Here is a 20,707-nt window from a genome sequence, read left to right as displayed (position 1 = left end):
GTCAGACAGCCATCCTCAGGCTGGGCAACACCTGCCCGCTGTCATCGGCCAGGCCGGCAAGGTCGAGCACGAGCGAAATGCGGCCGTCACCGGTGATGGTGGCGCCGGCAACGCCAGGCACGTCCTTGAGGAAGGGGCCGAGCGGCTTGGCCATGACATCTTCGCGGCCGAGCACTTCGTCGACGAGGCAGCCCAGTGTCTGGTGGCCGATCTGCACGACCACCACGTGTCCGCCCCTGCCCTGCGCGCCGGCCCAGTTGCCGAGGTCGGCAAGCGGCAGCGCGCGCTGGCGATGCGACGCCACGATGCGGCCGTCCAGTTCCTGCACCTGGCCGGGCGAAAGCTCGAATACTTCGGCGACGTTGGACATCGGAAGACTCAGCAAACGGTTGCCCACGCGCACCATGAGCACGCGCAGGATCGCCAGCGTCAGCGGCACCGACAAACGCACCGTGCTGCCGTGGCCGACTCGCGAATCGATCGACAGGGTACCACCCAGTTCGACGATCTTTGTCTTCACCACGTCCATGCCGACGCCGCGGCCGGAGATGTCGGAGACCTCGCTGGCCGTGGAGAACCCCGGGCGGAAGACGATTTCGTAGCACTCGCGCTCGTCCAGCCGAGCGGCCTGCTCTTCGTCCATCAGGCCCTTTTCGACGGCTTTGCGACGCAGGACTTCCGGGTCCATGCCCTTGCCGTCGTCGGTGACGGTGATGACGATGCGGTCGCCGAACTGGCCCGCGGCCAGGCGCACGGTGCCGACGCGTGGCTTCGCATCGCGCGCACGCACGTCCGGCATCTCGATGCCATGGTCGACGGCATTGCGCAGCAGGTGCACCAGCGGATCGGCGAGTGCCTCGACCACGCTGCGGTCGATGTCGGTGTCTTCGCCTTCGGTAACCAGTTCGATCTCTTTGCCAAGCTGGCGGGCGAGGTCGCGCACGATGCGCGGGAATCGCGAGAACAGCTTGCCGACCGGCTGCATGCGCATGCGCAGCACGGCGTTCTGCAGGTCTTCCGCCACGCGCTCCAGTTCACCGATGGCGCGTTCCATCGGGTCGTTGGTACCGCGCGGCGCGAGGTTGGTAAGACGGTTGCGTACCAGTACCAGTTCGCCCGCGGCATCGACGAGGCTGTCCAGGCGATGCGTGTCGACGCGAACGGTGGCGTCGGCGGCAGCGCTGGGCTGGCGCTTGTCGTTGGGGGTGGCGGGTTTGGGGGTGGCGCTTTTAAGTGGTGCCGGGGGTGCGGTCGGCGACGGTGCCGGTAATGGTGCAGACGGTGTCGCGGCTGCGGTCGCGGCCGGGGCCGCTCCTACAGGGGCAGTGGTGGTGGCGCCGGGGGCGCCGGTGCCGTAGAGCTGGTCGAGCAGGGCTTCGAATTCGTCGTCGCTGATGCTGGTGTCGGCCGGCGCGGCGGTGGCCGGCGCGGGCGTACTGGCCAGCGAGGCCGCATTGAGGTCCATGCCATCCGCCGGCTCGTCGCCCGCCGCGTCGGCACCGGGCGCACCCGTGCCGTACAGCGAATCCAGCAGGGCTTCGAATTCGTCGTCGGAGATGGTGCCGTTGGAGGCGGGCGTGGGCTCACGGTCGGCGCGCGCCGCGTCGAGCATGGCCTCGAATTCGTCTTCGATCGGGTCGTACGGCTTCGCCGGTGCGCTCGGCGCCGCCGGGGCCGCTGCCGCGGCCGACGCGCGCACCGGCACGGCAAGCGCCACCGGTGCGACCGACGCGGCACGGCCGGGGATCAGCAGGCGATCGAGCAGCGAACGCGGCGCGGGCTCGATCGGAACGCCGGCATCGGCCGCGCGCATCATGTCGTTGAGCAGGTCGAGCGACTCCAGCAACGCGTCCATCAGGGCCGCATTGAGGAGCAGCGCGCCATTGCGCGCTTCGTTGAGCAAGTCTTCCGCGCGGTGGCAGAGTTCCACCATGGCGTTCAGGCCAAGGAAGCCCGCACCGCCCTTTACGGTATGGAACGCACGGAACACCGCGTTCAGGAGCTCGACGTCTTCCGGCGACGCTTCGAGGTCCACGAGCTGTTCGCCCAGGGTCTCCAGCAGTTCGCGCGCTTCGATCAGGAAGACGTTGAGCAGCTCGTTGTCCAGCTCGACGCTCATTCCGGCCTCAGAAGCCGAATTCGCTAAGGAGGCGATCCACTTCGTCCTGGCTGACCTTGTCCGCGACCGGCGCGTTCGCACCCGCCAGCGAACCCGTGAGGCGAACCAGCTCCACCAGCGAAGATTCGACCTTGGCCATGAAGGCCTCGACCTTGGCCACGCGCTGGCCGGACAGGTCCTGCCAGGACTGCGCCTCGACCATTTCACCCAGGCCGATGTCGCAGTTCTGCGCAAAGTCGCCCACGCGCACGGCCAGCGCCGTCGCGTTGGAGCCAAAGCCCGGATCGGCCTGGTCGAGCACGAGCAGCTCGTCGGCCTGCTTCGCCAGCGCCTGCGCCTGCGGACGCAGGCGTTCGCTGAAGTCCAGCGTGCGATGGGCGGCCTGCGCGCTCATTTCGAGCACGTCGCGCAGGTGCTTGCGGGCGTCGCCCATGTTGCCCGGGATGCCATCGCTGGAGATATCGACCGCGAGGCGGCGGGCGGATTCGTGCAGGTCGCGCGCAAGGTGGCCCAAGGCCATGAACAGGTGCTGTTCACGGCTGCGGATGAGTCGGTCCAGCGCCTGTTCGAACGCGGTGCTGTCGTCAGCGTCGAACAGCTCGCGCAACTCGGGAGCGACCTCGTGGCCGGCGGTAATCGTCATGTTCATGCTCAGTCCCTTAGCCCGCGGCCGCGGCGAGTCGTTCAAAGATCTTGTCGAGCTTTTCCTTCAGCGTGACCGCCGTGAACGGCTTCACCACGTAGCCGTTCACGCCGCTCTGCGCGGCGGCGATGATCTGGTCGCGGTTGTTCTCGGCCGTCACCATCAGCACGGGCAACGACTTCAGGGCGGCGTCGGCGCGGATGGCGCGCAACAGCTCGATGCCGGTCATGTTCGGCATGTTCCAGTCGGTCACCACCAGGTCGATCGGCTGCGCGCGCAACAGCGCCAGCGCGGCATTGCCGTCCTCGGCCTCCTGGATGAGCGTGTTGGTGAAACCCAGCTCGACCAGCAGGTTGCGGACGATGCGCCGCATGGTGGAGAAATCGTCCACCACCAGGATTTTCATGTTCTTGTCCAAAGCTTTCTCCGCCTTACAGCCGCGTCGTTCTTAGTGTTTGTCTTTCCAACCCGACATGCGCGCGCGGAGGCGGATCAGGGCCTGGCCATGGATCTGGCACACGCGCGATTCGCTAACCCCCAACACCGCACCGATTTCCTTCAGGTTGAGTTCTTCATCGTAGTACAGCGACATCACCAGCTTTTCGCGCTCCGGCAGGCCATCGATGGACTCGGCAAGCGCACCGCGCAGGCCGGCCTGTTCGAAGAGCCCTTCCGGACCCGCGGCATCCGGATCGGCGACATCGATGGCGGAACCTTCGTCGCCTTCGGGCGCCGTCAGGCTCAGCAACCGCGCACTCGCCGCGTCCGCCAGGATCTGGTTGTACTCCATGGCATCGATGCCAAGACGCTTCATCACTTCCACGTCGTTGGCGTCGCCGCCGGTTTCGTTCTCGATCTGCCTCGTTACTTCCGCCACCTCGCGCAACTTCCTGTGCACCGACCTCGGTGTCCAGTCCGTCTTGCGCAGCTCGTCCAGCATGGCGCCACGAATGCGGATGCCCGCATAGGTTTCGAAGCTGGCCGCGCGAGTCGGCGAATAATTCCTTGCCGCCTCAAGCAAACCGATCATGCCGGCCTGCATCAGGTCGTTTGCATCGACGCTGGGCGGCAGGCGGCCCATCAGGTGATAGGCGATCCGGCGCACCAGCGGCGCGTGCGTTCTTACCAGTTGATCGGCCGGAACCTTAGTGATTTCAAGGTATTCGCTCGCGACACTCACAACGGCAGCCCTCCCCCCACGTGCTCACGCCCGGCAAAAAAGCCGATGCGACCCTGTCCACGGGGTTCGGGTTCCCCCCATGTATCGACCGACCTGGCCAGATTCTTGAATCCCACCGCCGAACGGCTGCTCGGCCAGGCATCGACCACCGCCGACTGGCGGCGGATCGCCTGGCGCAGGTACTCGTCGTGCGGCACCATGCCCATGAAATCGAGGGAGACGTCGAGGAACCGGTTCGTCACCCGCGAGAGTTTTTCGAACAGCTGGCGGCCTTCCTGTGCATGGCGGACCATGTTGGCCACGATCCGGAAGCGGTTGACCGCGAACTCGCGCGACATCACCTTGATCAGCGCGTAGGCGTCGGTGAGCGAGGCGGGTTCGTCGCAGACCACGACCACCACCTCGTCGGAGGCGGCCGCGAACATCGTCACGCTGTCGGAGATGCCGGCGGCGGTGTCGACGATGAGGTATTCGGGGGCCAGCGGGTATTCGTCGAACGCGCGGATGATCGCGGCGTGTTCGATGTTCGGCAGCTGGGCCATGCGGCGCGTGCCGGACGTGGCCGGGATCACCTTGAGGCCGTGGGCCGAGGGCAACACCACGTCTTCGATGCCGCAGGCACCTTCCAGCATGTGGCCGAGGTGGCGCGTGGGCTGCAGGCCGAGCAGCACGTCGATGTTGGCCATGCCGAGGTCGGCGTCCAGCAGCAGCACGTCGCGGCCACCCATCGCGAGCGCCATGCCGAGGTTCACGGCCACCGTGGTCTTGCCCACGCCGCCCTTGCCGCCTGCGACGGCGATGCTACGGGTGGGACGACGGTCGGCGATCCAGTTGAGACCGGCGGCCTGGGAGTTGTCGACGTGTGTGGTCATGAAGGAGTTCACTGCCGTGAAAGAAGTTGCGGATGCGTTTGCCGGGGTCACGTTCGTCGGGTTCTGCTGGATCAGGCCAATGCCGGGGATGCCGCGAAGCCGAAGCGATCGGCAAGTATGGCGTCATCCGGCTCGTCGTTACGCTGCTTGAGCATCTGGGCTGCGAGGCAGACCAGCTTGCGCGCGTCGGCGGAGGCGATGTCCTCGGGCACGCGCTGGCCATCCGTGGTGTAGTCCAGCGGCAGTCCATGCCGGATCAGTGCCGACAGCGCGCCACCCAGGAGCGGCGCTTCGTCGAGCTTGGTAAGGATGGCGCTCTGCGGCTTCAGCGGTGCATAGGCGCGCACCGCGTTGTCGATGGCCTGGGCCTGGGCGTTCGCCGCCAGCACCAGGCAGACGCGCACGTCGGCCATGGCGCGCAGCGTTTCGAACTGCTGCTCCAGCTTCGGGTCGTTGCCGGCGAGGCCGGCCGTGTCGATCAACACCGTGTGCTTGCCGCGCAGCTGCATCAGCACGTTGCGCAGGCCCTGGGCGTCGTGGGCGTTGTAGACGCGCACGCCGAGCAGGCGGCCGTAATGTTCGAGCTGGGCACCGGCACCGATGCGGTACTGGTCGGCGCTGATCAGCGCCACGTTGTTGGCGCCGTGGCGCAGCACCGCACGCGCGGCCAGCTTGGCGATCGAGGTGGTCTTGCCGACGCCGGTGGTGCCGACGAAGGCGACGATGCCACCGCCGACGGTGTCGAAGTTGCGGCCGGTGGTGCGGATGTTGCGCGAGAGGATGCCCAGCGGCAGGTAACGCGCCTGCTCGGCGGTCATCCCCGCCGGCAGTTCGGCGCACAGCGCACGGGCCACGTCGCCATCGATGCCCAGGCGGGTGACTTCGCGCAGCACGCGGGCACGCAGCGGCTGCTCGCGATCCATCTGGTTCCAGGCCAGCGCGGAGAGCTGCACTTCCAGCATCTCGCGCAGGTTATTGATCTCGGCACGCATGCCGTTCACCGCGGTGTTGTCCTGCACCGGGTTCACGGTGGCGGCGCGCACCACGTCGGCAACGCTGGCGGCCAGCGCGGCGGACGACTGGCGCTGCGGCGCATTGGTGTTGGTGTTGCCAGCCTGCGCCGGGGTGCCGCGGGCGGCGCGCTCCACGGCGGCGGCCGTCGCGGCGCGGGCCTGGTCGATGCGGGCGACGCGCTCGGCTTCGCGGTGGTCGCGGGTAGCGCGGATCGCGGTGGCCTTGTCGTCTTCCGCCGGCGGTTCGAACGCGAACCCGGCTTCGCGGACCAGCGCCTCGTCGTAATCGAGCGCGGCGATGATCTCGATGCCGTCGTCCATCCGACGCGTGGACAGGATCACGGCGTCCGGACCCTGCTCATCGCGCACCTGGCGCATGGCCTGGCGCATGTCGGAAGCAACGAATCGTTTGATTTTCATGCGTTCGATCCTGTCTTAATCGTCTTGTGCCTATCGCCCGAGGGCCGTCACCAGCTTGACGCGGCGGTTGTCCGGAACCTCGTTGTACGCAAGTACATGCAGGTTCTGGGCCACATGACGCGTGAAGCGCGACAACCATGGACGAAGTGCCGGCGAAACGAGCAGCACGGCCGGTTCACCGGCTGCTTCCTGGCGTCGTGCCGCATCGCCGACACTCTTCTGCAGGCGATCCGCCAGGCCCGGCTCAACGGCCGCGCCAGCGGGACCACCACCCTGCAGGGATTGGAGCAAGATCTGTTCCAGTTCCGGCGCCAAAGTAATGACAGGCACTTCGCTGCCGAGGCCGGCGATTTCCTGGACGATCTGGCGACCCAGGGTGACGCGCACGGCGGCGGCGAGCACGCCCGGATCCTGGCTCTGGCCGGCATGCTCGGCCAGCGATTCCACGATGCCGCGGAAGTTGCGGATGGGCACGCGCTCGGCGAGCAGGTTCTGCAACACCTTGACCACGGCGCCGAGCGACAGGCGCTTGGGCACCAGGTCTTCGACCAGCTTCGGGGTCTGCTGGGCCAGCCGGTCGAGCAGCTGCTGGACGTCCTGGTGGCCGATGAGCTCGTGGGCGTGGTTCTGCAGGATGTGCGACAGGTGCGTGGCGATGACGGTGGCCGGATCGACCACGGTGTAGCCCAGCGTCTGTGCGTGTTCGCGCAGGCCCGGTTCGATCCACACCGCGTCCAGGCCGAAGGCCGGGTCGCGCGTGGCGATGCCGTTGATGGTGCCGTGCACGCGGCCCGGGTCGATCGCGAGCATGCGCTCGGTGTGGATTTCCGCCTCGCCCATGGGCACGCCCATCAGCGAAATGCGATAGCCATGCGGAGCGAGGTCGAGGTTGTCGCGGATGTGCACCGACGGGACCAGGAAGCCGAGTTCCTGCGACAGCTTGCGGCGCACCGACTTGATCCGGGCCATCAGCTCGCCACCCTGCGCCTTGTCCACCAGCGGGATCAGGCGATAGCCGACTTCGAGGCCGACGGTGTCGACCTGGGCCACGTCCTCCCACGACAGCTCGAGGCGTTCGGCGGGCGGCGCCGCTTCCATCGCAGCCAGGTCGGTGCCCGGCGCGCCCGGCATGCCGGCGGCCGGGGCCGGTGCCTGCTTGCGAAGGTGCAGCTTGTAGGCGCCGAAGCCGGCGATGCCGGCCAGCAGCAGGAACGGGATGTTCGGCATGCCCGGGATCAGGCCCATGGTGCCGAGCACGGCGGCGGCCACGGCCAGCGCCTTCGGCTGGCCGAACAGCTGGCCGAACACCTGCTTGCCCATCTCCTGCGACTTGGACACGCGGGTGACGATCACCGCGGTGGCGATCGACAGCATCAGGCCGGGGACCTGGGCGACCAGGCCGTCACCGATGGTCAGCAGCGTGTAGGTGCGCGCGGCTTCGCCGGCCGACAGGCCGTGCTGGAACATGCCGATGAAGAAGCCACCCAGCATGTTGATGACGAGGATGAGGATGCCGGCGGTGGCGTCGCCGCGGACGAACTTCGAGGCACCGTCCATCGAACCGTAGAAGTCGGCTTCCTCGCGGACTTCCTGGCGACGCTCGCGGGCCTGTTCCTGGGTGAGCAGGCCGGCATTGAGGTCGGCGTCGATCGCCATCTGCTTGCCGGGCATGGCATCGAGGGTGAAGCGTGCGGTGACTTCGGACACGCGGGTGGCGCCCTTGGTCACCACCACGAAGTTGATGATGGTGAGGATCGCGAACACCACGAAGCCGACGGCGAAGTTGCCGCCGATGACGAATTCGGCGAACGCCTCGATCACCTTGCCGGCCGCGCCCGGGCCATTGTGGCCGTGCAGCAGGACGACGCGGGTGGAGGCGATGTTCAGCGCCAGGCGCAGCAGGGTGGCGAACAGCACCACGGTCGGGAACGAGGCCAGCTCCAGCGGGCGCATCACGTACATGGTGGCCAGCAGGATCACCAGCGACAGCGCGATGTTGAACGTGAACAGCAGGTCCAGCATGAAGGGCGGCAGCGGCAGCATCATCATGCCGAGCATGATCAGCATCGCCACCGGGGCCGCGACGCCGCGACGGCCGATCTGCCGGAAGGTGCCCATCAGGTTGGTCGAGGCTGCCATCTAAGTCACTTATCCATGCGGTAGGGGCCCATCAGCTCCGGGTCGATCTCTTGCCGGGGCATGTCGGGCGGGAGGTCGCCGGTGGCGATCGCCTGCTTGAGTCGGAACACGTAGGCCAGGATCTGGGCCACGGCCACGTACAGGGCCGAGGGGATTTCGCGTCCGATTTCCGTCGAGTGATACAAGGCTCGTGCCAACGGGGCCGCTTCCACCACGGGAACCTTCGATTCGGTGCCCAGCTGGCGGATCTGCAGGGCGATGACGTCCATGCCCTTGGCCACCACGCGCGGCGCTCCCATGCGGTTTTCGTCGTATTTCAGCGCCACCGAGAAGTGCGTGGGGTTGGCGACGATGACGTCCGCCGTGGGCACGTCTTCCATCATCCGGCGGCGTGCCATCTGGTGCTGCATCTGGCGGATTTTTGACTTCAGCTCCGGCGAGCCCTCGCTTTCCTTGTGCTCGTCCTTCACTTCCTGCTTGGTCATCTTCATCTTCGTGGTGAAGCTGTACTTCTGCCACGGCGCATCGATCAGGCCGATCGCGCCCAGCGCCAGGGCGAAGATAAGCGAGGCGCTGCCGAACATGCCAAAGGCGTGGGCGATGCCCTCCTTCACCGGGCCGGATCCGACCGCGTACATCTCGTTGGTGCTCTTGCGCAGGTACCAGACCAGGGCGGCGCCGATCAGCAGCAGCTTCAGGATGGACTTGCCCAGCTCGACCAGGCCGTTCTTCGAGACCAGCCGCGAGAAGCCCTGGATCGGGTTCAGCCGGTCGAACTTCGGCACCAGCGCCTCGAAGGAGAAGTTCAGGCCGCCCATCAGCGCCGGCGCGGCCACGGCGGCGGCCATGGTCACGGCGAACACCGGGCCGAGCATGCGCAGGGCTTCCAGCACGGCGGTCATCAGCGCACGGCTGAGGCCGTTGGCGGCGAACAGGTCTTCGCGGCCGTAGCTGAGCCCCACGTGCATGATGTTGGCGGCATGCAGGGCGATCTGCTCGCGCGAGGCGATCAGCATGGCCACGCCGGCGAACACCACCACGGCGGTCGACAGGTCGCGCGAACGCGGCAGGTCGCCCTTTTCACGGGCTTCGCGAAGGCGTTTGTCACTAGGTGATTCGGTGCGGTCTTCCTTGTCGCTCTCCTCGCTCATGGCCTACCTCCCGATGAGCTGGCGCATGGCTTGCCATGCATCCGTGGAGAGCGAGTCGAAGGCGCTCGGCAGGCCGCGCAGGGCCAGCCACACCGCGACCATGCCGAGGCAGATGGTGATCGGGAAGCCGACCGCGAACAGGTTCATCGACGGCGCGGAGCGGCTGATGGCGCCGAACCCGAGGTTGACCACCAGCAGGGCGGTCAGCGCCGGCAAGGCGACGCGCACGGCGCCGGCGAACAGGTGGCTGGCAAAGGTCAGCACGCCCCAGATGCCGTTGGTGCCGATGCCCTCGCCGCCCACCGGCAGGCTGCGGAAGCTCTCGGCCAGCAGGTCGATCAGCTGCAGGTGGCCATTCAGGGTGAGGAACAGCAGGGTCACCAGCATCGTGTAGAACTGGCTGAGCACCGGCGTGGTGCCGCCGACGCCGGGGTTGACCACTTCGGCGAAGCCCAGGCTCATCGCCTGGGATACGAACTGGCCGCCGAACGACACGGCTTCGAAGACCAGCTTCAGGATGAAACCGATCGCCGCGCCGACCAGCACCTGCTGGGCCATCGTAGCGATGCCCTGGGCCGACAGCGGGCGCACGTCGAGCGGCGCCAGCGGCGCCAGCACCACGGTCAGCATGATGGTGAGGGCCAGCCGGATGCGCACGGGAATGACCGTGGCGCCCAGCACGGGCGCCACGAGCATCAGGCCGGTGATGCGGGCGAGCGCCCAGCAGGCGCTGCCGACCCAACCCTCGAGCTGGCCGAGGTCGAGTGGCATCAGCGCACGGCCTGGGGCAGCGATTCGATGAGCGAGCGGGTGAAGTCGACCATGGTGCGCAGCATCCACGGGCCGGTGATGATCGCGACCAGGGCCATGCAGATCAGCTTCGGGATGAAGCTGAGGGTCTGTTCGTTGATCTGCGTCGCGGCCTGGATCATGCCGACGATCAGGCCTACCGCCAGCGCGGTGAGCAGCAACGGCGCACCGATCAGCATGGCGATGTGCAGGGCCTGCTGGCCGAAGCCGATGACCGATTCGGGCGTCATTGGTAGAAGCTCCCGGCCAGCGTACCCAGCAGCAGGGTCCACCCGTCGACCAGCACGAACAGCATGATCTTGAACGGCAGGGAGATGATCATCGGCGAGACCATCATCATGCCCATGGACATCAGCACGGAGGCGACGACAAGGTCGATGATCAGGAACGGGATGAACAGCAGGAAGCCCATCTGGAAGGCGGTCTTGAGCTCACTGGTGACGAACGCGGGCAGCGCGACGCGGTAAGGCACGGCGTCGCGGTCGGCGTACGGCTGCTCGCCGGCCAGCTTGGTGAACAGCTGCAAATCGGGCTCGCGGGTCTGCTCGAGCATGAAGTGCTTGAACGGCGCGGCGGCGGCCGGCAGTGCGTCCTGCACGCTCATCTGGCCGTCCATGTAGGGCTTGAGCCCGGCGTCGTAGGCCTTGTTCAACACAGGCGACATGACGAACAGGGTGAGGAACAGCGACAGGCCGAGGATGACCTGGTTCGGCGGCGTGCTGTTGGTGCCCAGCGCCTGCCGCAGGAAGCCCAGCACGATGATGATCCGGGTGAACGAGGTCATCATCAGCAGGATGGCCGGCAGCACCGTCAGCGCGGTCATCAGCGCCAGCATCTGGATCGACAGCGACCACTGCTGGCCGCCGTTGCTACCCGGCTGCACGTTCACCAGGGGAATGCCCGGCGGCTCCGCGGCGAACACCGCGAAGGGGCTGAGCAGCAAGGCCAGGAAGACGGCCCACTTCAGGTACTTCATGGACGCTTCCACTGGGAAAGGATGTCGCGAAAACCGCGCAGCGCCGGGCCGTCCGACGGCGTGCCGTCGTCCTGCACCGGGGTGTCGAGGACGTGCAGCGTGCGCAGGCCGCCGGTGGGCGATGCGCCTACCAGCAACTGCTTGCCGCCCACCTCGATCAGCATGACCTTCTCCTTGATGCCGACCGGCAGCGATTCGATGATGCGGATCTTCCGGCCACCGGGGCGGATCCGCGCCTGGGCGCGGCGGCTGAGCCAGCCGACGAAGAAGATCAGCGCAACGACGCCGAACAGGCTGACCAGCACGCGGACGATTTCCGCGCCGGAATCCACTGCCGGGGCAGCGATCGGCGCGGCCACCGGGGCCGCCAGCAAGGCACAGGGGAGGAAGCCACCCACGAGGGCAGCGGCGATACGGCGCATGGGAGGCCTCAACGAAGCTTGCGGACGCGTTCGGCCGGGCTGATCACGTCGGTCAGGCGGATGCCGAACTTCTCGTTGATCACCACGACTTCGCCATGGGCGACCAGGGTGCCGTTGACGAAGACGTCGAGCGGCTCGCCGGCGGCGCGATCCAGTTCCACCACCGAGCCCTGGTTGAGCTGCAGGAGGTTGCGGATGCTGATCTTGGTCCGGCCCACTTCCATGGCCATGGTGACCGGCACGTCGAGGATGACGTCGAGGTTCACGTCGCTACCCAGGCCCATGGACTTGGTGAGATCGGCGGCGCCGTCGACGGGTTCGAGGATGGTGGGTTCGTTCATGGCGAAGGGTCCGGAAGCGTTACTGGGATGACGATCCAGTGAAGCAAACGGCGTGCCATGCTTTTGGCAGGCGACGGAAGAACGTTTTTCGAAGGTTTTTCCGTGGGTTAGCCGGGGGCTTGCGAGGTGCGGCCAGGGCGTTCCAGGTGGCCTGGACGGAAAGCTGACGCTCGACGGCAGTTAGTCACCGCGGCGGTCAGTTGACGTCACTACGGTACATGCGCAAAGGCGGCAAGAGCGCGCGGGGCATTGGCCGGAACGTGGGCATCCCCGGCCGCTGGACGTGAACCGTGTAGGAGCGCGCCTGCGCGCGATTGGGGAATGCGAAAGAGCGTATCGAGTACCGGGTTGAGAGTACCGGGTTGAGAGTACCGGGTTCAGAGCACCCGGTTGATAGTACCGGGTGGGTGGTGGCCCCCTGCCCCCCCCAATCGCGCGCGGGCGCGCTCCTACACGGGTTCGGTGAGGACGGGGGGTGGCGGGGCCTGGCGGAGCGACGGGCGGCGCATGTGGCCTTCGAACTGCACGGCCTTGTTGCCGGCGGCGTTGGCCATGCGTCCGCGGAAAATGGGCACGTCTTCGGCGAACACCGTGGCCAGGTCGGGCAGGTTGATCGGGATGACGTCACCCTTGCGCAGGTGCAGGAAGTCGCCGATGGTCAGGCGCGCCTCGGCGAGCATGGAGGTGACTTCCACTTCCGCGTCGAGGATTTCCTCGTGCAGGTTCTGGATCCAGCGCTCGTCACGCTCGGCCCGGTCGCTCTGCACGCCGGCGTCGAGCAGTTCACGGATCGGCTCGACCATGGAATACGGCAGGGTCAGGTGGATTTCCCCACCGCCGCCATCGAGCTCGACGTGGAAGCGCGAGACCACCACGGTTTCCGTTGGGCTGACGATATTGGCGAACTGCGGATTGATCTCCGAGTTCAGGAACTCGAACTGCATCTTCAGCACCGGCGCCCAGGCTTCGGCCATGGACGAGAACGCCTCGGCCAGCACGATCTGGATGACCCGGTTTTCCGTCGGGGTGAAATCCCGGCCTTCGATGCGGGCATGGAAACGGCCGTCGCCCCCGAAGAAATTGTCGATCACCGTGAACACCAGGCGCGGCTCGAAGACCATCAGCGCGGTGCCGCGCAAGGGCTTGATCCGGATCAGGTTCAGGTTGCTCGGCACGGCCAGCGAATGGACGTACTCGTTGAACTTGGTCATCTTCACGCCGAGCACCGACACTTCGCAGGACTTGCGCAGCACGTTGAACAGGTTGGCGCGGAAATAACGGGCAAAGCGGTCGTTGACCATCTCCAGCGTCGGCAGGCGGCCGCGGACGATGCGGTCCTGCTGGGTGAAGTCATAGTCCAGCACGGAGCCCGGCAGCGGCGGGGGCTCGATCTCGGTTTCCACCGAGCCGCCTTCCACGCCTGCGAGCAGGGCGTCGATTTCTTCCTGGGTGAGAATGTCGCTCATGGCCGGACGGCTCCCGTCACTGCATGATGAAGCTGGTGAAATACAGGGCGTCGACGCCCGGACGGCCGATCTTTTCCTTCAGCACGCGCTGCACCTCGGCCAGGGCCGCGGCCTGCAGCTTCTGCTTGCCCTGCACGTCGGACAGCGACTTCACGTCCTGCGCCGAAAACAGCATGAGCAGGGCATTGCGGATCTCCGGATCGGCTTCCTTGGCGGCGGTGATCGCCTCCGGATCGTGCGACATCACGTTGACGCCCACCTGGAGGAACCGCAGCGCGGTCTCGTCCTGGAAGTTAACGACGAACGCCGGGTCCAGCTGCAGGTAAACGGCCGGCTTGGCCTTGGCGGCTTCCGCGGCGGCCTGTTCGGCGCTCTTCGGATGCTTGCCCTTGAGCAGGAAAAAGGCACCGCCACCACCGGCGGCCAGCACGAGCACGGCGATGATCAGCAGCAGCTTGCCCTTGCCTTTCTTCTTCGGGGCGCCTTCGGCGGCTTCGTTCTTCGCGGTGGCCATGCAGGTGGAACCTCTGTAATGCGGATGCGGAATGGTCTGGCCCACGCGGGCCCCGCTGGTATTGTTGCAAGCGGCGTGCCATCTCGCACGGTGGCAATCGACGTTTCAGAGCCCTTGTTTCAAGCGGTTTCCGGCCTTGGGCGGCTTATGACGCGACAGGCGGAAAATTGACGCGTGACGTCAGTACGTCACGCGTCCGGTCAAGGCGATCAGGCGACTTCGTTGAGCAGGCCGCGCGACACGGACGAGGTCGCCACGGTGGCCACGGCGTCGCTGCCGGCGTCGGCATCGCTGCCCTGCCCGGTTTGGCCCTGGGCCTGGCCGCTGCCGTTCTGCTGCGCATTCCCCTGGTTCACCGAAGCCTGGCCCAGCGAGAGGCCGTGGTGGGCCAGCATGCTGTCGAGGTTGGACAAGGTCTGCTGCACGGCGTGAACCGCGGCGGGGTGCTGGGCCATGATGGCCACGTTGACCTTGCCGCCGTCCATGCTTACGCGCACGTCCATGCTGCCCAGTTCTTCCGGGTGCAGCTTGATACGCGCTTCCTTGACCGATCCGGCCGCCGACCCCATCCACGCGATCTGCTCGCCCAGCTCCTGGGCGAACTGCGGCGAGGTCGCCGCCTGGGTGGACTGCAATTGCATCGTCGTGCCGTCCTGGCCTTGCAGCTGTGCGTGGGCGAACGGCATCGGGCTGGTACTGCCGAGGTCGACGCCGGCCGTACGGTCCTTGCCATCGCCCGCCGCCGGCGTGGCGAGCAGCGCGGCGAACGGCGAGCCGAGGCCCGTTGTGGGTGCCGCAGTGTCGGTCGACGCCGTGGCATTGAGGCCAAGTGCGTTCAGCCCGGCGTCCTTCGCCGCGGCGAGGCCGCCGACGGCATCGCCGGTCTGTCCGGTAAGTGCATCCTTCGCCGCGCCAAGCGCCTTCGCGGCAACCTGGGTCACCGCGGTCGGCACGCCGATCAGCGCAAGCACTGACGCAGCCAGCGACGTATCGTCGCCCTGGCTCGCGCCAGCCTTGCCGGCATCCTGGTCGGCGTCCTTCGCTTTGGCCGTGGCATCGTCCTTCGCATCCGCGCCGGTATCCGACGAGGCGGATGCGCTGCCGGACGCCGTCGACGAGGACGACGAGGTGTCGTCCGCCGCCTTCGCCTTGCCGTGGGTGGTGTCGTGCGTGTGCGCGACGCCCTCAGGCTTCTTCGCTACCGGGCGCGCCGACATCGTCGGCGCCGAATCTTTCGACGCGCTGCTGGCGTGGCGTGCCGTGGCGTGCGCGGCATCCATCGCCGTGCTGAACTGCGTCGAGCGCGTGTCGTCATGGCCGCCCGAGGCCGGCTCGGGCGTGGCCGCCTTCGTAGCCGGGCGGGCTGCATTGAGGAGAAGCGAAGCGTTATTCATGGCATGGACTCGATGGTTTCGACCGGCGCGCGACATGGGTGAAAGCCCCTAAGCCTCGTGCCTTGGTGTACGACGGTATTGCGAGCGCTCGTCGGCCTGCTCCTGCTCGCGCCGATCCTGCGATTTGCGTTCCTGTTCGCGGTATTTCGCGGTCACGGAATCCAGTGCTTTCGCGCGGCCACGTGCATCCGCCCAATCCGTGCGGGCACGCTCCAGCGCGCGCTCGCGGCGCTGCACTTCGCCCAGCTGCTGCACGATGGCCATGTCGACCTTCTGCAGGAACTGCTGGCGATTGAGCAATTCGGCCACGCTGATGCCGTTGGGCATCTCGGCGTATTCGTTGCGATAGCGGCGCAGCTCGTCGAGCTGGTGCCCGGCCTCGACCACGGCACGCTGGTGCGTGGCCAGCGCACGGGTGGCCTCCTCGGCCTTGTCGGCCGCGAGGTCCACCACCGGCTGCAGGCGATCGGCGCGGGACGGCATCAGCCGGCCTTCGCCGCGTCAGCCAGGCCGGCTTCCGCTTCGTCGAGGAAGACCGGCGTATCCGTTTCCTGCTGGAGGAAGGCCGACAGCTTCGGGTACAGCGCAATCGCTTCGTCGGTACGCGGATCGCTACCCTTCTGGTAGGCGCCCACGGCAATCAGGTCACGCTGCTGGCGATACGCCGAATAGACCTGGCGGAAACGCTGCGCGGAACGCATGTGCTCCTTGCTGACCACCGAGTGCATGACGCGGCTGATCGACGCTTCGATGTCGATCGCCGGGTAATGCCCGGCCTCGGCCAGGTCGCGCGACAGCACGATGTGGCCATCGAGGATGGCACGCGCCGCATCGGCGATCGGGTCATGGCGGTAATCGTCACCCTCGGTCAGCACGGTGTAGAAGGCGGTAATCGAACCGCGGCCTTCGGCATCGTTGCCGGCGCGCTCGACCAGGGCCGGCAGCATCGCGAATACGGACGGCGGATAACCCTTCGTGGCCGGCGGCTCGCCGATGGCCAGCGCGATCTCACGCTGGGCCTGGGCGTAGCGGGTCAGCGAATCCATCAGCAGCAGGACGCGCTTGCCCTGGTCGCGGAAATGTTCGGCCACGGCCGTGGCGACCTGCGCACCACGCAGGCGCGACAACGGCGGCGCGTCGGCCGGTGCGGCGATGACCACGGCGCGGCGACGGCCCTCTTCGCCCAGCGTGTGGTCGACGAATTCCTTCACTTCGCGGCCGCGCTCACCGATCAGGCCGACGACGACGACATCCGCATTGGTGAAGCGGGTCATCATGCCCATCAGCGTCGACTTGCCGACGCCGGAGCCCGCGAACAGGCCGATGCGCTGGCCGCGACCCACGGTGAGCAGGGAATTGATGGCGCGCACGCCGGTATCGAGCGGGGTGTCGATCGGCTGGCGCAGCATCGGGTTGATCGGATCGCGACGCAGCGGTGCACGGTCGCGGGTGAGCAGCGGGCCCATGCCATCGAGTGGCACGCCGTCCGGACCGATCACGCGGCCGAGCAGGGCGTCGCCGACGGGAACGCCCGACACCGAAGCAACCGGGGTGACCCGGGCATTCGGCAACACACCGTGCATTTCGCCGGTAGGCATCAGCAACAGGCGGCCGTCGGAAAAGCCGACGACCTCGGTCTCAAGCTGTTTGCCGTCGGCGCCGGCCACCATGCAGCGCGAGCCGACTGGCGCTTCGCAGCCAACGGCTTCGAGCGTAAGGCCGACTACGCGGCGCAACTTGCCTTCGGCCTGCAGGGGACGCACGCGCTCGACGTTGGCGCGCTGTACCGCCAGGGTGTCGCGCCAGTGCGCGTCACGCGCCGCCTTGTGCGAATCCGCGTTCACGAGGCGTCGGGCTCACCGGCATCGTCGGCATCGACGGCGCCCTGCCCCTGCAGCACGCTGTCGACGACCGCCGCAAGGCGGGTGCGGACGCGCGCGTCGAGGCGCGAGTGCTCGCTTTCCAGGCGCACGTCGCCGCGTTCCAGCGATGCGTCGTCGACGACGGTGCCTTCGTGATCCTGCCCCGAACGATGCTCGCGAACCAGCGCGGCATCGGCGGGATTCAGATGGATTTTCAAATGGCGCGAAGCCGCCGGCAAGGCGTCCACGGCCTGGCGCACCACGTCCAGGATCTGCTCCGGACGGGTGGCGATGTCATAGCCGAGCACGCGCTCGGCGATCAGCGTCGCCAGCATCGCGAGATCGCCGGCCACGTCGTTGTCGAGTTCGGCGAACGGACGCTCCACGGCGGCAAACAACGCGTCCAGCCGCGCCACCTGCGCTGCGAGCTCGCGTTTAGCCATCGCCCGGCCTTCGTTCATGCCCGCATTGAAACCTTCTTCGCGGGCCTGGCGTTCGATCGCTTCCAGCTCGGCCACGGTGGGCCGATGCGGCACGTCGTCGGCTTCGGCCTCGTCGGCCTGCACGTGGTCGACGCCGCCCACGACGGGCAGTTCCCAACGCTGGTACTGGTCGGCGCGCTCGCGGGCAAGGATCGAGGTGAGGCTCATCAGACGAATTCTTCCCCGCCACCGGCGAGATTGATCTGGCCCGCGTCAGCCAGGCGGCGCGCGGTAGCCAGCACTTCCTTCTGCGCCGCATCCACCTCGGAGAGGCGGACCGGACCCTTCACTTCCAGGTCGTCGCGCAGCATGTCGGCCGCACGCTTGGACATGTTGGCGAAAATCTTCTCGCGGATCGCCGCGTCGGCACCCTTCAGTGCGGTGATCAGGCGTGCCGACGGCACTTCGCGCAGCAGCACCTGCATGCTGCGGTCGTCGAGTTCGGCAAGATCGTCGAACACGAACATCAATTCTTCGATGCGCTCGCCCAGGCCCGCGTCGATGCCGCGGATGGTGCCCATCAGCTCGGCTTCGCGTGCGGTTTCCATCGCGTTGAGGATGTCGGCCGCGGCCTTCAGGCCACCCACGGTCGCCGACTTGAGCTTGCTTGAGTTGCCGGAGAACTGGCGCTCCATGATTTCGTCGAGCTCGTTCAGGGCATGCGGCTGCACGCCGTCGAGCGTGGCGATGCGCATGACCACGTCGCTGCGCGTGCGCGCCGGCAGGTAACCGATGACTTCGGCGGCCTGGTCCGGCTCGAGATGGGCCAGCACCAGCGCGATGATCTGCGGGTGTTCCTGGCCGATCATCTCGCCGATGGCACGGCTTTCCATCCACTTCAGCGACTCGAGGCCCTTGCTGCTGCGACCCAGCAGGATCCGGTCGATCAGGCCACCGGCCTTGTTCTCGCCCAGTGCGTTGACCAGGATGCGGCGGATGTAGTCCTCGGTGCCCACGCCGATGGCGGTGTGTTGACCGACATCTTCCTGCAGCTTGGTCAGCACCGTCTCGACCTGCTCCTTCGAGACGTTCTTCAGCTGGGCCATGGCCGTGCCCACGGCCTGCACGTCGCGTGCGCCGAGGTGCTTCAGGATCGACGCGGCATCTTCCTCACCCAGGGTGAGCAGCAGGATGGCCGCTTTCTGCGCGCCCGTCAGGGCTTCTTTCTGCTCAGCCGCCATCGTCGGATACCCAGCTCTTCACGACCTGCGCCACCTGTTTCGGATTCTCGGCAGCCATGCGCTTGGCAAGGCCGACCTTCTGTTCGTAAGCCAGCAGCGCCGGCGAACCGAGCTGCGGCTGGGACGACGTATGGACGCGATCCGGGGTCATGTCGTTGTCGTCGACCATCACCGACACGGTCGGCATCGGGCCGGCCAGGGCCATGCCCTGCTGCATCGAGGGGGCCGGCTTGAGCAGGCCCTTGAGCATTGGCCGGAGGACGAAGAAGCCGACGATCAGCGCGACCATCACGCCCAGCCCCTGCTTGATCAGGTCGAGCATGCCCGGACGCTCCCAGAATGCCGGGCTTTCCGGGGCGTCCTCGGCGGTCACGCCGTGGAACGCCTCGTTGATCACGCTGACGCTGTCGCCACGCGCGGCACTGAAGCCGACGGCGTTCTTGGTCAGTTCGGTCAGGCGCTGCAGCTCTTCGCTGGTGAACGGCACGCTCTTGGTCTTGCCGTCCTTGTCAGCGACCGTCTTGTTGTCGACGACGACGGCGACGCTGAGGCGCGCGACCTTGCCGGCCGGGTCGGTGACATGGCTGACGGTGCGGTCGAGTTCGTAGTTACGCGTGGCGCTCTGGGTCTGCTGCGACGGATTCTGCGCAGTCTGCGTCGTGGTCGCCTGGCCCGGCGTGGCCGGCTTGCCGGCGGCCGGGTTGGCGGCGGTGGCGTTGCCACCCGCGTTCGGCGGCTGGTTGCTCAGCGCGCCCGGGACGCCACCGTTGGTGGCCGGATCGGTACGCGTGTCGCTGCTGGTCTGCTCGCTGCGCAGCGCCGGGTTGTCGTGGTTGAAGGTTTCGCTGGCCTTCTCGGTGGACGAGAAGTCGAGGTCGGCGAACACCTGTGCGCGCACCTTGCCGGCGCCGACGAGCGGCGAGAGCAGGTCTTCCACGCGCTGCGTGTAGGTGGCTTCGATGCGGTTGGACAGGCGCAGGCGGTTGTCGCCGATGGCGGCCGGGCTATCCGGATCGTTCTGGGTCAGCAGGTTGCCGGTCTGGTCGATCACCGAGACCTGGCGCGTGTCGAGCTCCGGCACGCTGGCGGCGATCAGGTGGACGATGGCGGCGACCTGGCCCTGGTCGAGCGTGCGACCCGGGTAAAGCGTGACGACGACCGACGCACTGGCCGGCTTGTTGTCGCGGATGAAGGCGGACGGCTTCGGCAGCGCAAGGTGGACGCGTGCGGCACGCACCGACTGCAGGCCGGCGATGGTGTTGCCGAGATCGGCTTCGAGTGCGGACTGGTAGCGCGAACGCTCGGCCATATCGCTCATGCCGAACGGCGAATCGGACTGCGGCTGTGCGTTGGCCGTGCCCTGCGGCAAGCCCTGCCCCGCCAGCTTCAGGCGCACCGCGGCCACGTCGGCCACCGGCACGAAGATCGAGCTGCCGTCGTTGCTCAGCGTGTACGGTTCGTTCTGGGTCTGCAGCGCCTGGGTCACGGCGGCTGCGTCCTTCTGTTCCAGGCCACCATAGAGCAGGCCGTAGTTCGGTGCACGCGACCACATCACCGCGGCGATGCCGATGGCGACGGCGCCTGCGATGCCCGCGAGCATCATCAGCTGGCGCGCCGCAGGCGTCTGCGACAGCGACTTCAGCGAGTGCATGCGCGAGGCCGTGCTGCTGTCCGTATTGGCAACGCCGTTATCAGCCATGGTCGGTGTTCAGTCCTGTGATT

The 20,707-nt window shown here is 67.2% G+C and carries 21 protein-coding genes; all 21 read right to left on the bottom strand.

Going from position 1 to position 20,707, the window contains the following annotated elements:
• Position 1: 1 nt before the first annotated feature.
• Complete coding sequence (locus KPL74_00955) at positions 2-2,119, bottom strand: chemotaxis protein CheA (protein ID QWT20592.1); 2,118 nt, start codon at positions 2,117-2,119, stop codon at positions 2-4.
• A 7-nt stretch (positions 2,120-2,126) separates the two neighbouring features.
• On the bottom strand, positions 2,127-2,768 hold the full coding sequence (locus KPL74_00950) for a protein phosphatase CheZ (protein ID QWT20591.1): 642 nt from the start codon (positions 2,766-2,768) through the stop codon (positions 2,127-2,129).
• A 10-nt stretch (positions 2,769-2,778) separates the two neighbouring features.
• Complete coding sequence (locus tag KPL74_00945) at positions 2,779-3,168, bottom strand: chemotaxis response regulator CheY (protein ID QWT20590.1); 390 nt, start codon at positions 3,166-3,168, stop codon at positions 2,779-2,781.
• A 42-nt stretch (positions 3,169-3,210) separates the two neighbouring features.
• On the bottom strand, positions 3,211-3,915 hold the full coding sequence (locus KPL74_00940; GenBank protein ID QWT22559.1) for an RNA polymerase sigma factor FliA: 705 nt from the start codon (positions 3,913-3,915) through the stop codon (positions 3,211-3,213).
• Between the two features lie 23 nt (positions 3,916-3,938).
• Positions 3,939-4,814 (bottom strand): P-loop NTPase, encoded by an 876-nt coding sequence (locus KPL74_00935; GenBank protein QWT20589.1) that lies wholly within the window; start codon positions 4,812-4,814, stop codon positions 3,939-3,941.
• 71 nt (positions 4,815-4,885) lie between these two features.
• Positions 4,886-6,247, bottom strand: a complete 1,362-nt coding sequence (gene flhF / locus KPL74_00930; GenBank protein QWT20588.1) for a flagellar biosynthesis protein FlhF — start codon at positions 6,245-6,247, stop codon at positions 4,886-4,888.
• Positions 6,248-6,277: 30 nt separating this feature from the next.
• The gene (flhA, locus tag KPL74_00925; protein QWT20587.1) at positions 6,278-8,386 is read right to left on the bottom strand and encodes a flagellar biosynthesis protein FlhA; all 2,109 of its coding nucleotides are present in this window, start codon (positions 8,384-8,386) and stop codon (positions 6,278-6,280) included.
• Positions 8,387-8,391: 5 nt separating this feature from the next.
• Positions 8,392-9,537 (bottom strand): flagellar biosynthesis protein FlhB, encoded by a 1,146-nt coding sequence (flhB, locus tag KPL74_00920; GenBank protein QWT20586.1) that lies wholly within the window; start codon positions 9,535-9,537, stop codon positions 8,392-8,394.
• 3 nt (positions 9,538-9,540) lie between these two features.
• Positions 9,541-10,308 carry a flagellar biosynthetic protein FliR gene (gene fliR, locus KPL74_00915; protein ID QWT20585.1) on the bottom strand — a complete coding sequence of 256 codons (768 nt, stop codon included), beginning with the start codon at positions 10,306-10,308 and terminating at the stop codon, positions 9,541-9,543.
• Complete coding sequence (gene fliQ / locus KPL74_00910) at positions 10,308-10,577, bottom strand: flagellar biosynthesis protein FliQ (GenBank protein QWT20584.1); 270 nt, start codon at positions 10,575-10,577, stop codon at positions 10,308-10,310. Before fliQ ends, fliR begins: the two co-directional genes overlap by 1 nt.
• Positions 10,574-11,314 carry a flagellar type III secretion system pore protein FliP gene (gene fliP, locus KPL74_00905; protein QWT22558.1) on the bottom strand — a complete coding sequence of 247 codons (741 nt, stop codon included), beginning with the start codon at positions 11,312-11,314 and terminating at the stop codon, positions 10,574-10,576. Before fliP ends, fliQ begins: the two co-directional genes overlap by 4 nt.
• Positions 11,315-11,319: 5 nt before the next feature.
• Positions 11,320-11,745, bottom strand: a complete 426-nt coding sequence (fliO, locus tag KPL74_00900) for a flagellar biosynthetic protein FliO (GenBank protein ID QWT20583.1) — start codon at positions 11,743-11,745, stop codon at positions 11,320-11,322.
• A gap of 8 nt (positions 11,746-11,753) precedes the next feature.
• Positions 11,754-12,086, bottom strand: a complete 333-nt coding sequence (fliN, locus tag KPL74_00895) for a flagellar motor switch protein FliN (GenBank protein QWT20582.1) — start codon at positions 12,084-12,086, stop codon at positions 11,754-11,756.
• 449 nt (positions 12,087-12,535) lie between these two features.
• A complete protein-coding gene (gene fliM, locus KPL74_00890; GenBank protein ID QWT20581.1) occupies positions 12,536-13,552 on the bottom strand; it encodes a flagellar motor switch protein FliM in 1,017 nt (338 codons plus the stop codon).
• 16 nt (positions 13,553-13,568) lie between these two features.
• Positions 13,569-14,066 carry a flagellar basal body-associated FliL family protein gene (locus tag KPL74_00885; protein QWT20580.1) on the bottom strand — a complete coding sequence of 166 codons (498 nt, stop codon included), beginning with the start codon at positions 14,064-14,066 and terminating at the stop codon, positions 13,569-13,571.
• A 209-nt stretch (positions 14,067-14,275) separates the two neighbouring features.
• Entirely contained in the window at positions 14,276-15,460 is a 1,185-nt protein-coding gene (locus KPL74_00880) for a flagellar hook-length control protein FliK (GenBank protein ID QWT20579.1), read from the bottom strand.
• Positions 15,461-15,508: 48 nt separating this feature from the next.
• Entirely contained in the window at positions 15,509-15,943 is a 435-nt protein-coding gene (gene fliJ, locus KPL74_00875) for a flagellar export protein FliJ (GenBank protein QWT20578.1), read from the bottom strand.
• Positions 15,943-17,253, bottom strand: coding sequence for a flagellar protein export ATPase FliI (fliI, locus tag KPL74_00870; GenBank protein ID QWT22557.1), 1,311 nt, complete (start codon positions 17,251-17,253; stop codon positions 15,943-15,945). Before fliI ends, fliJ begins: the two co-directional genes overlap by 1 nt.
• Positions 17,254-17,300: 47 nt before the next feature.
• Positions 17,301-17,972 (bottom strand): flagellar assembly protein FliH, encoded by a 672-nt coding sequence (locus tag KPL74_00865; protein ID QWT20577.1) that lies wholly within the window; start codon positions 17,970-17,972, stop codon positions 17,301-17,303.
• Complete coding sequence (gene fliG, locus KPL74_00860; GenBank protein ID QWT20576.1) at positions 17,972-18,985, bottom strand: flagellar motor switch protein FliG; 1,014 nt, start codon at positions 18,983-18,985, stop codon at positions 17,972-17,974. Before fliG ends, KPL74_00865 begins: the two co-directional genes overlap by 1 nt.
• The gene (fliF, locus tag KPL74_00855; protein ID QWT20575.1) at positions 18,975-20,684 is read right to left on the bottom strand and encodes a flagellar M-ring protein FliF; all 1,710 of its coding nucleotides are present in this window, start codon (positions 20,682-20,684) and stop codon (positions 18,975-18,977) included. Before fliF ends, fliG begins: the two co-directional genes overlap by 11 nt.
• Positions 20,685-20,707 lie beyond the last annotated feature (23 nt).

The sequence above is a fragment of the Bacillus sp. NP157 genome, assembly GCA_018889975.1.
Lineage (GTDB): Bacteria > Pseudomonadota > Gammaproteobacteria > Xanthomonadales > Rhodanobacteraceae > Luteibacter.
This window is presented reverse-complemented; position numbering and strand designations above follow the sequence as displayed.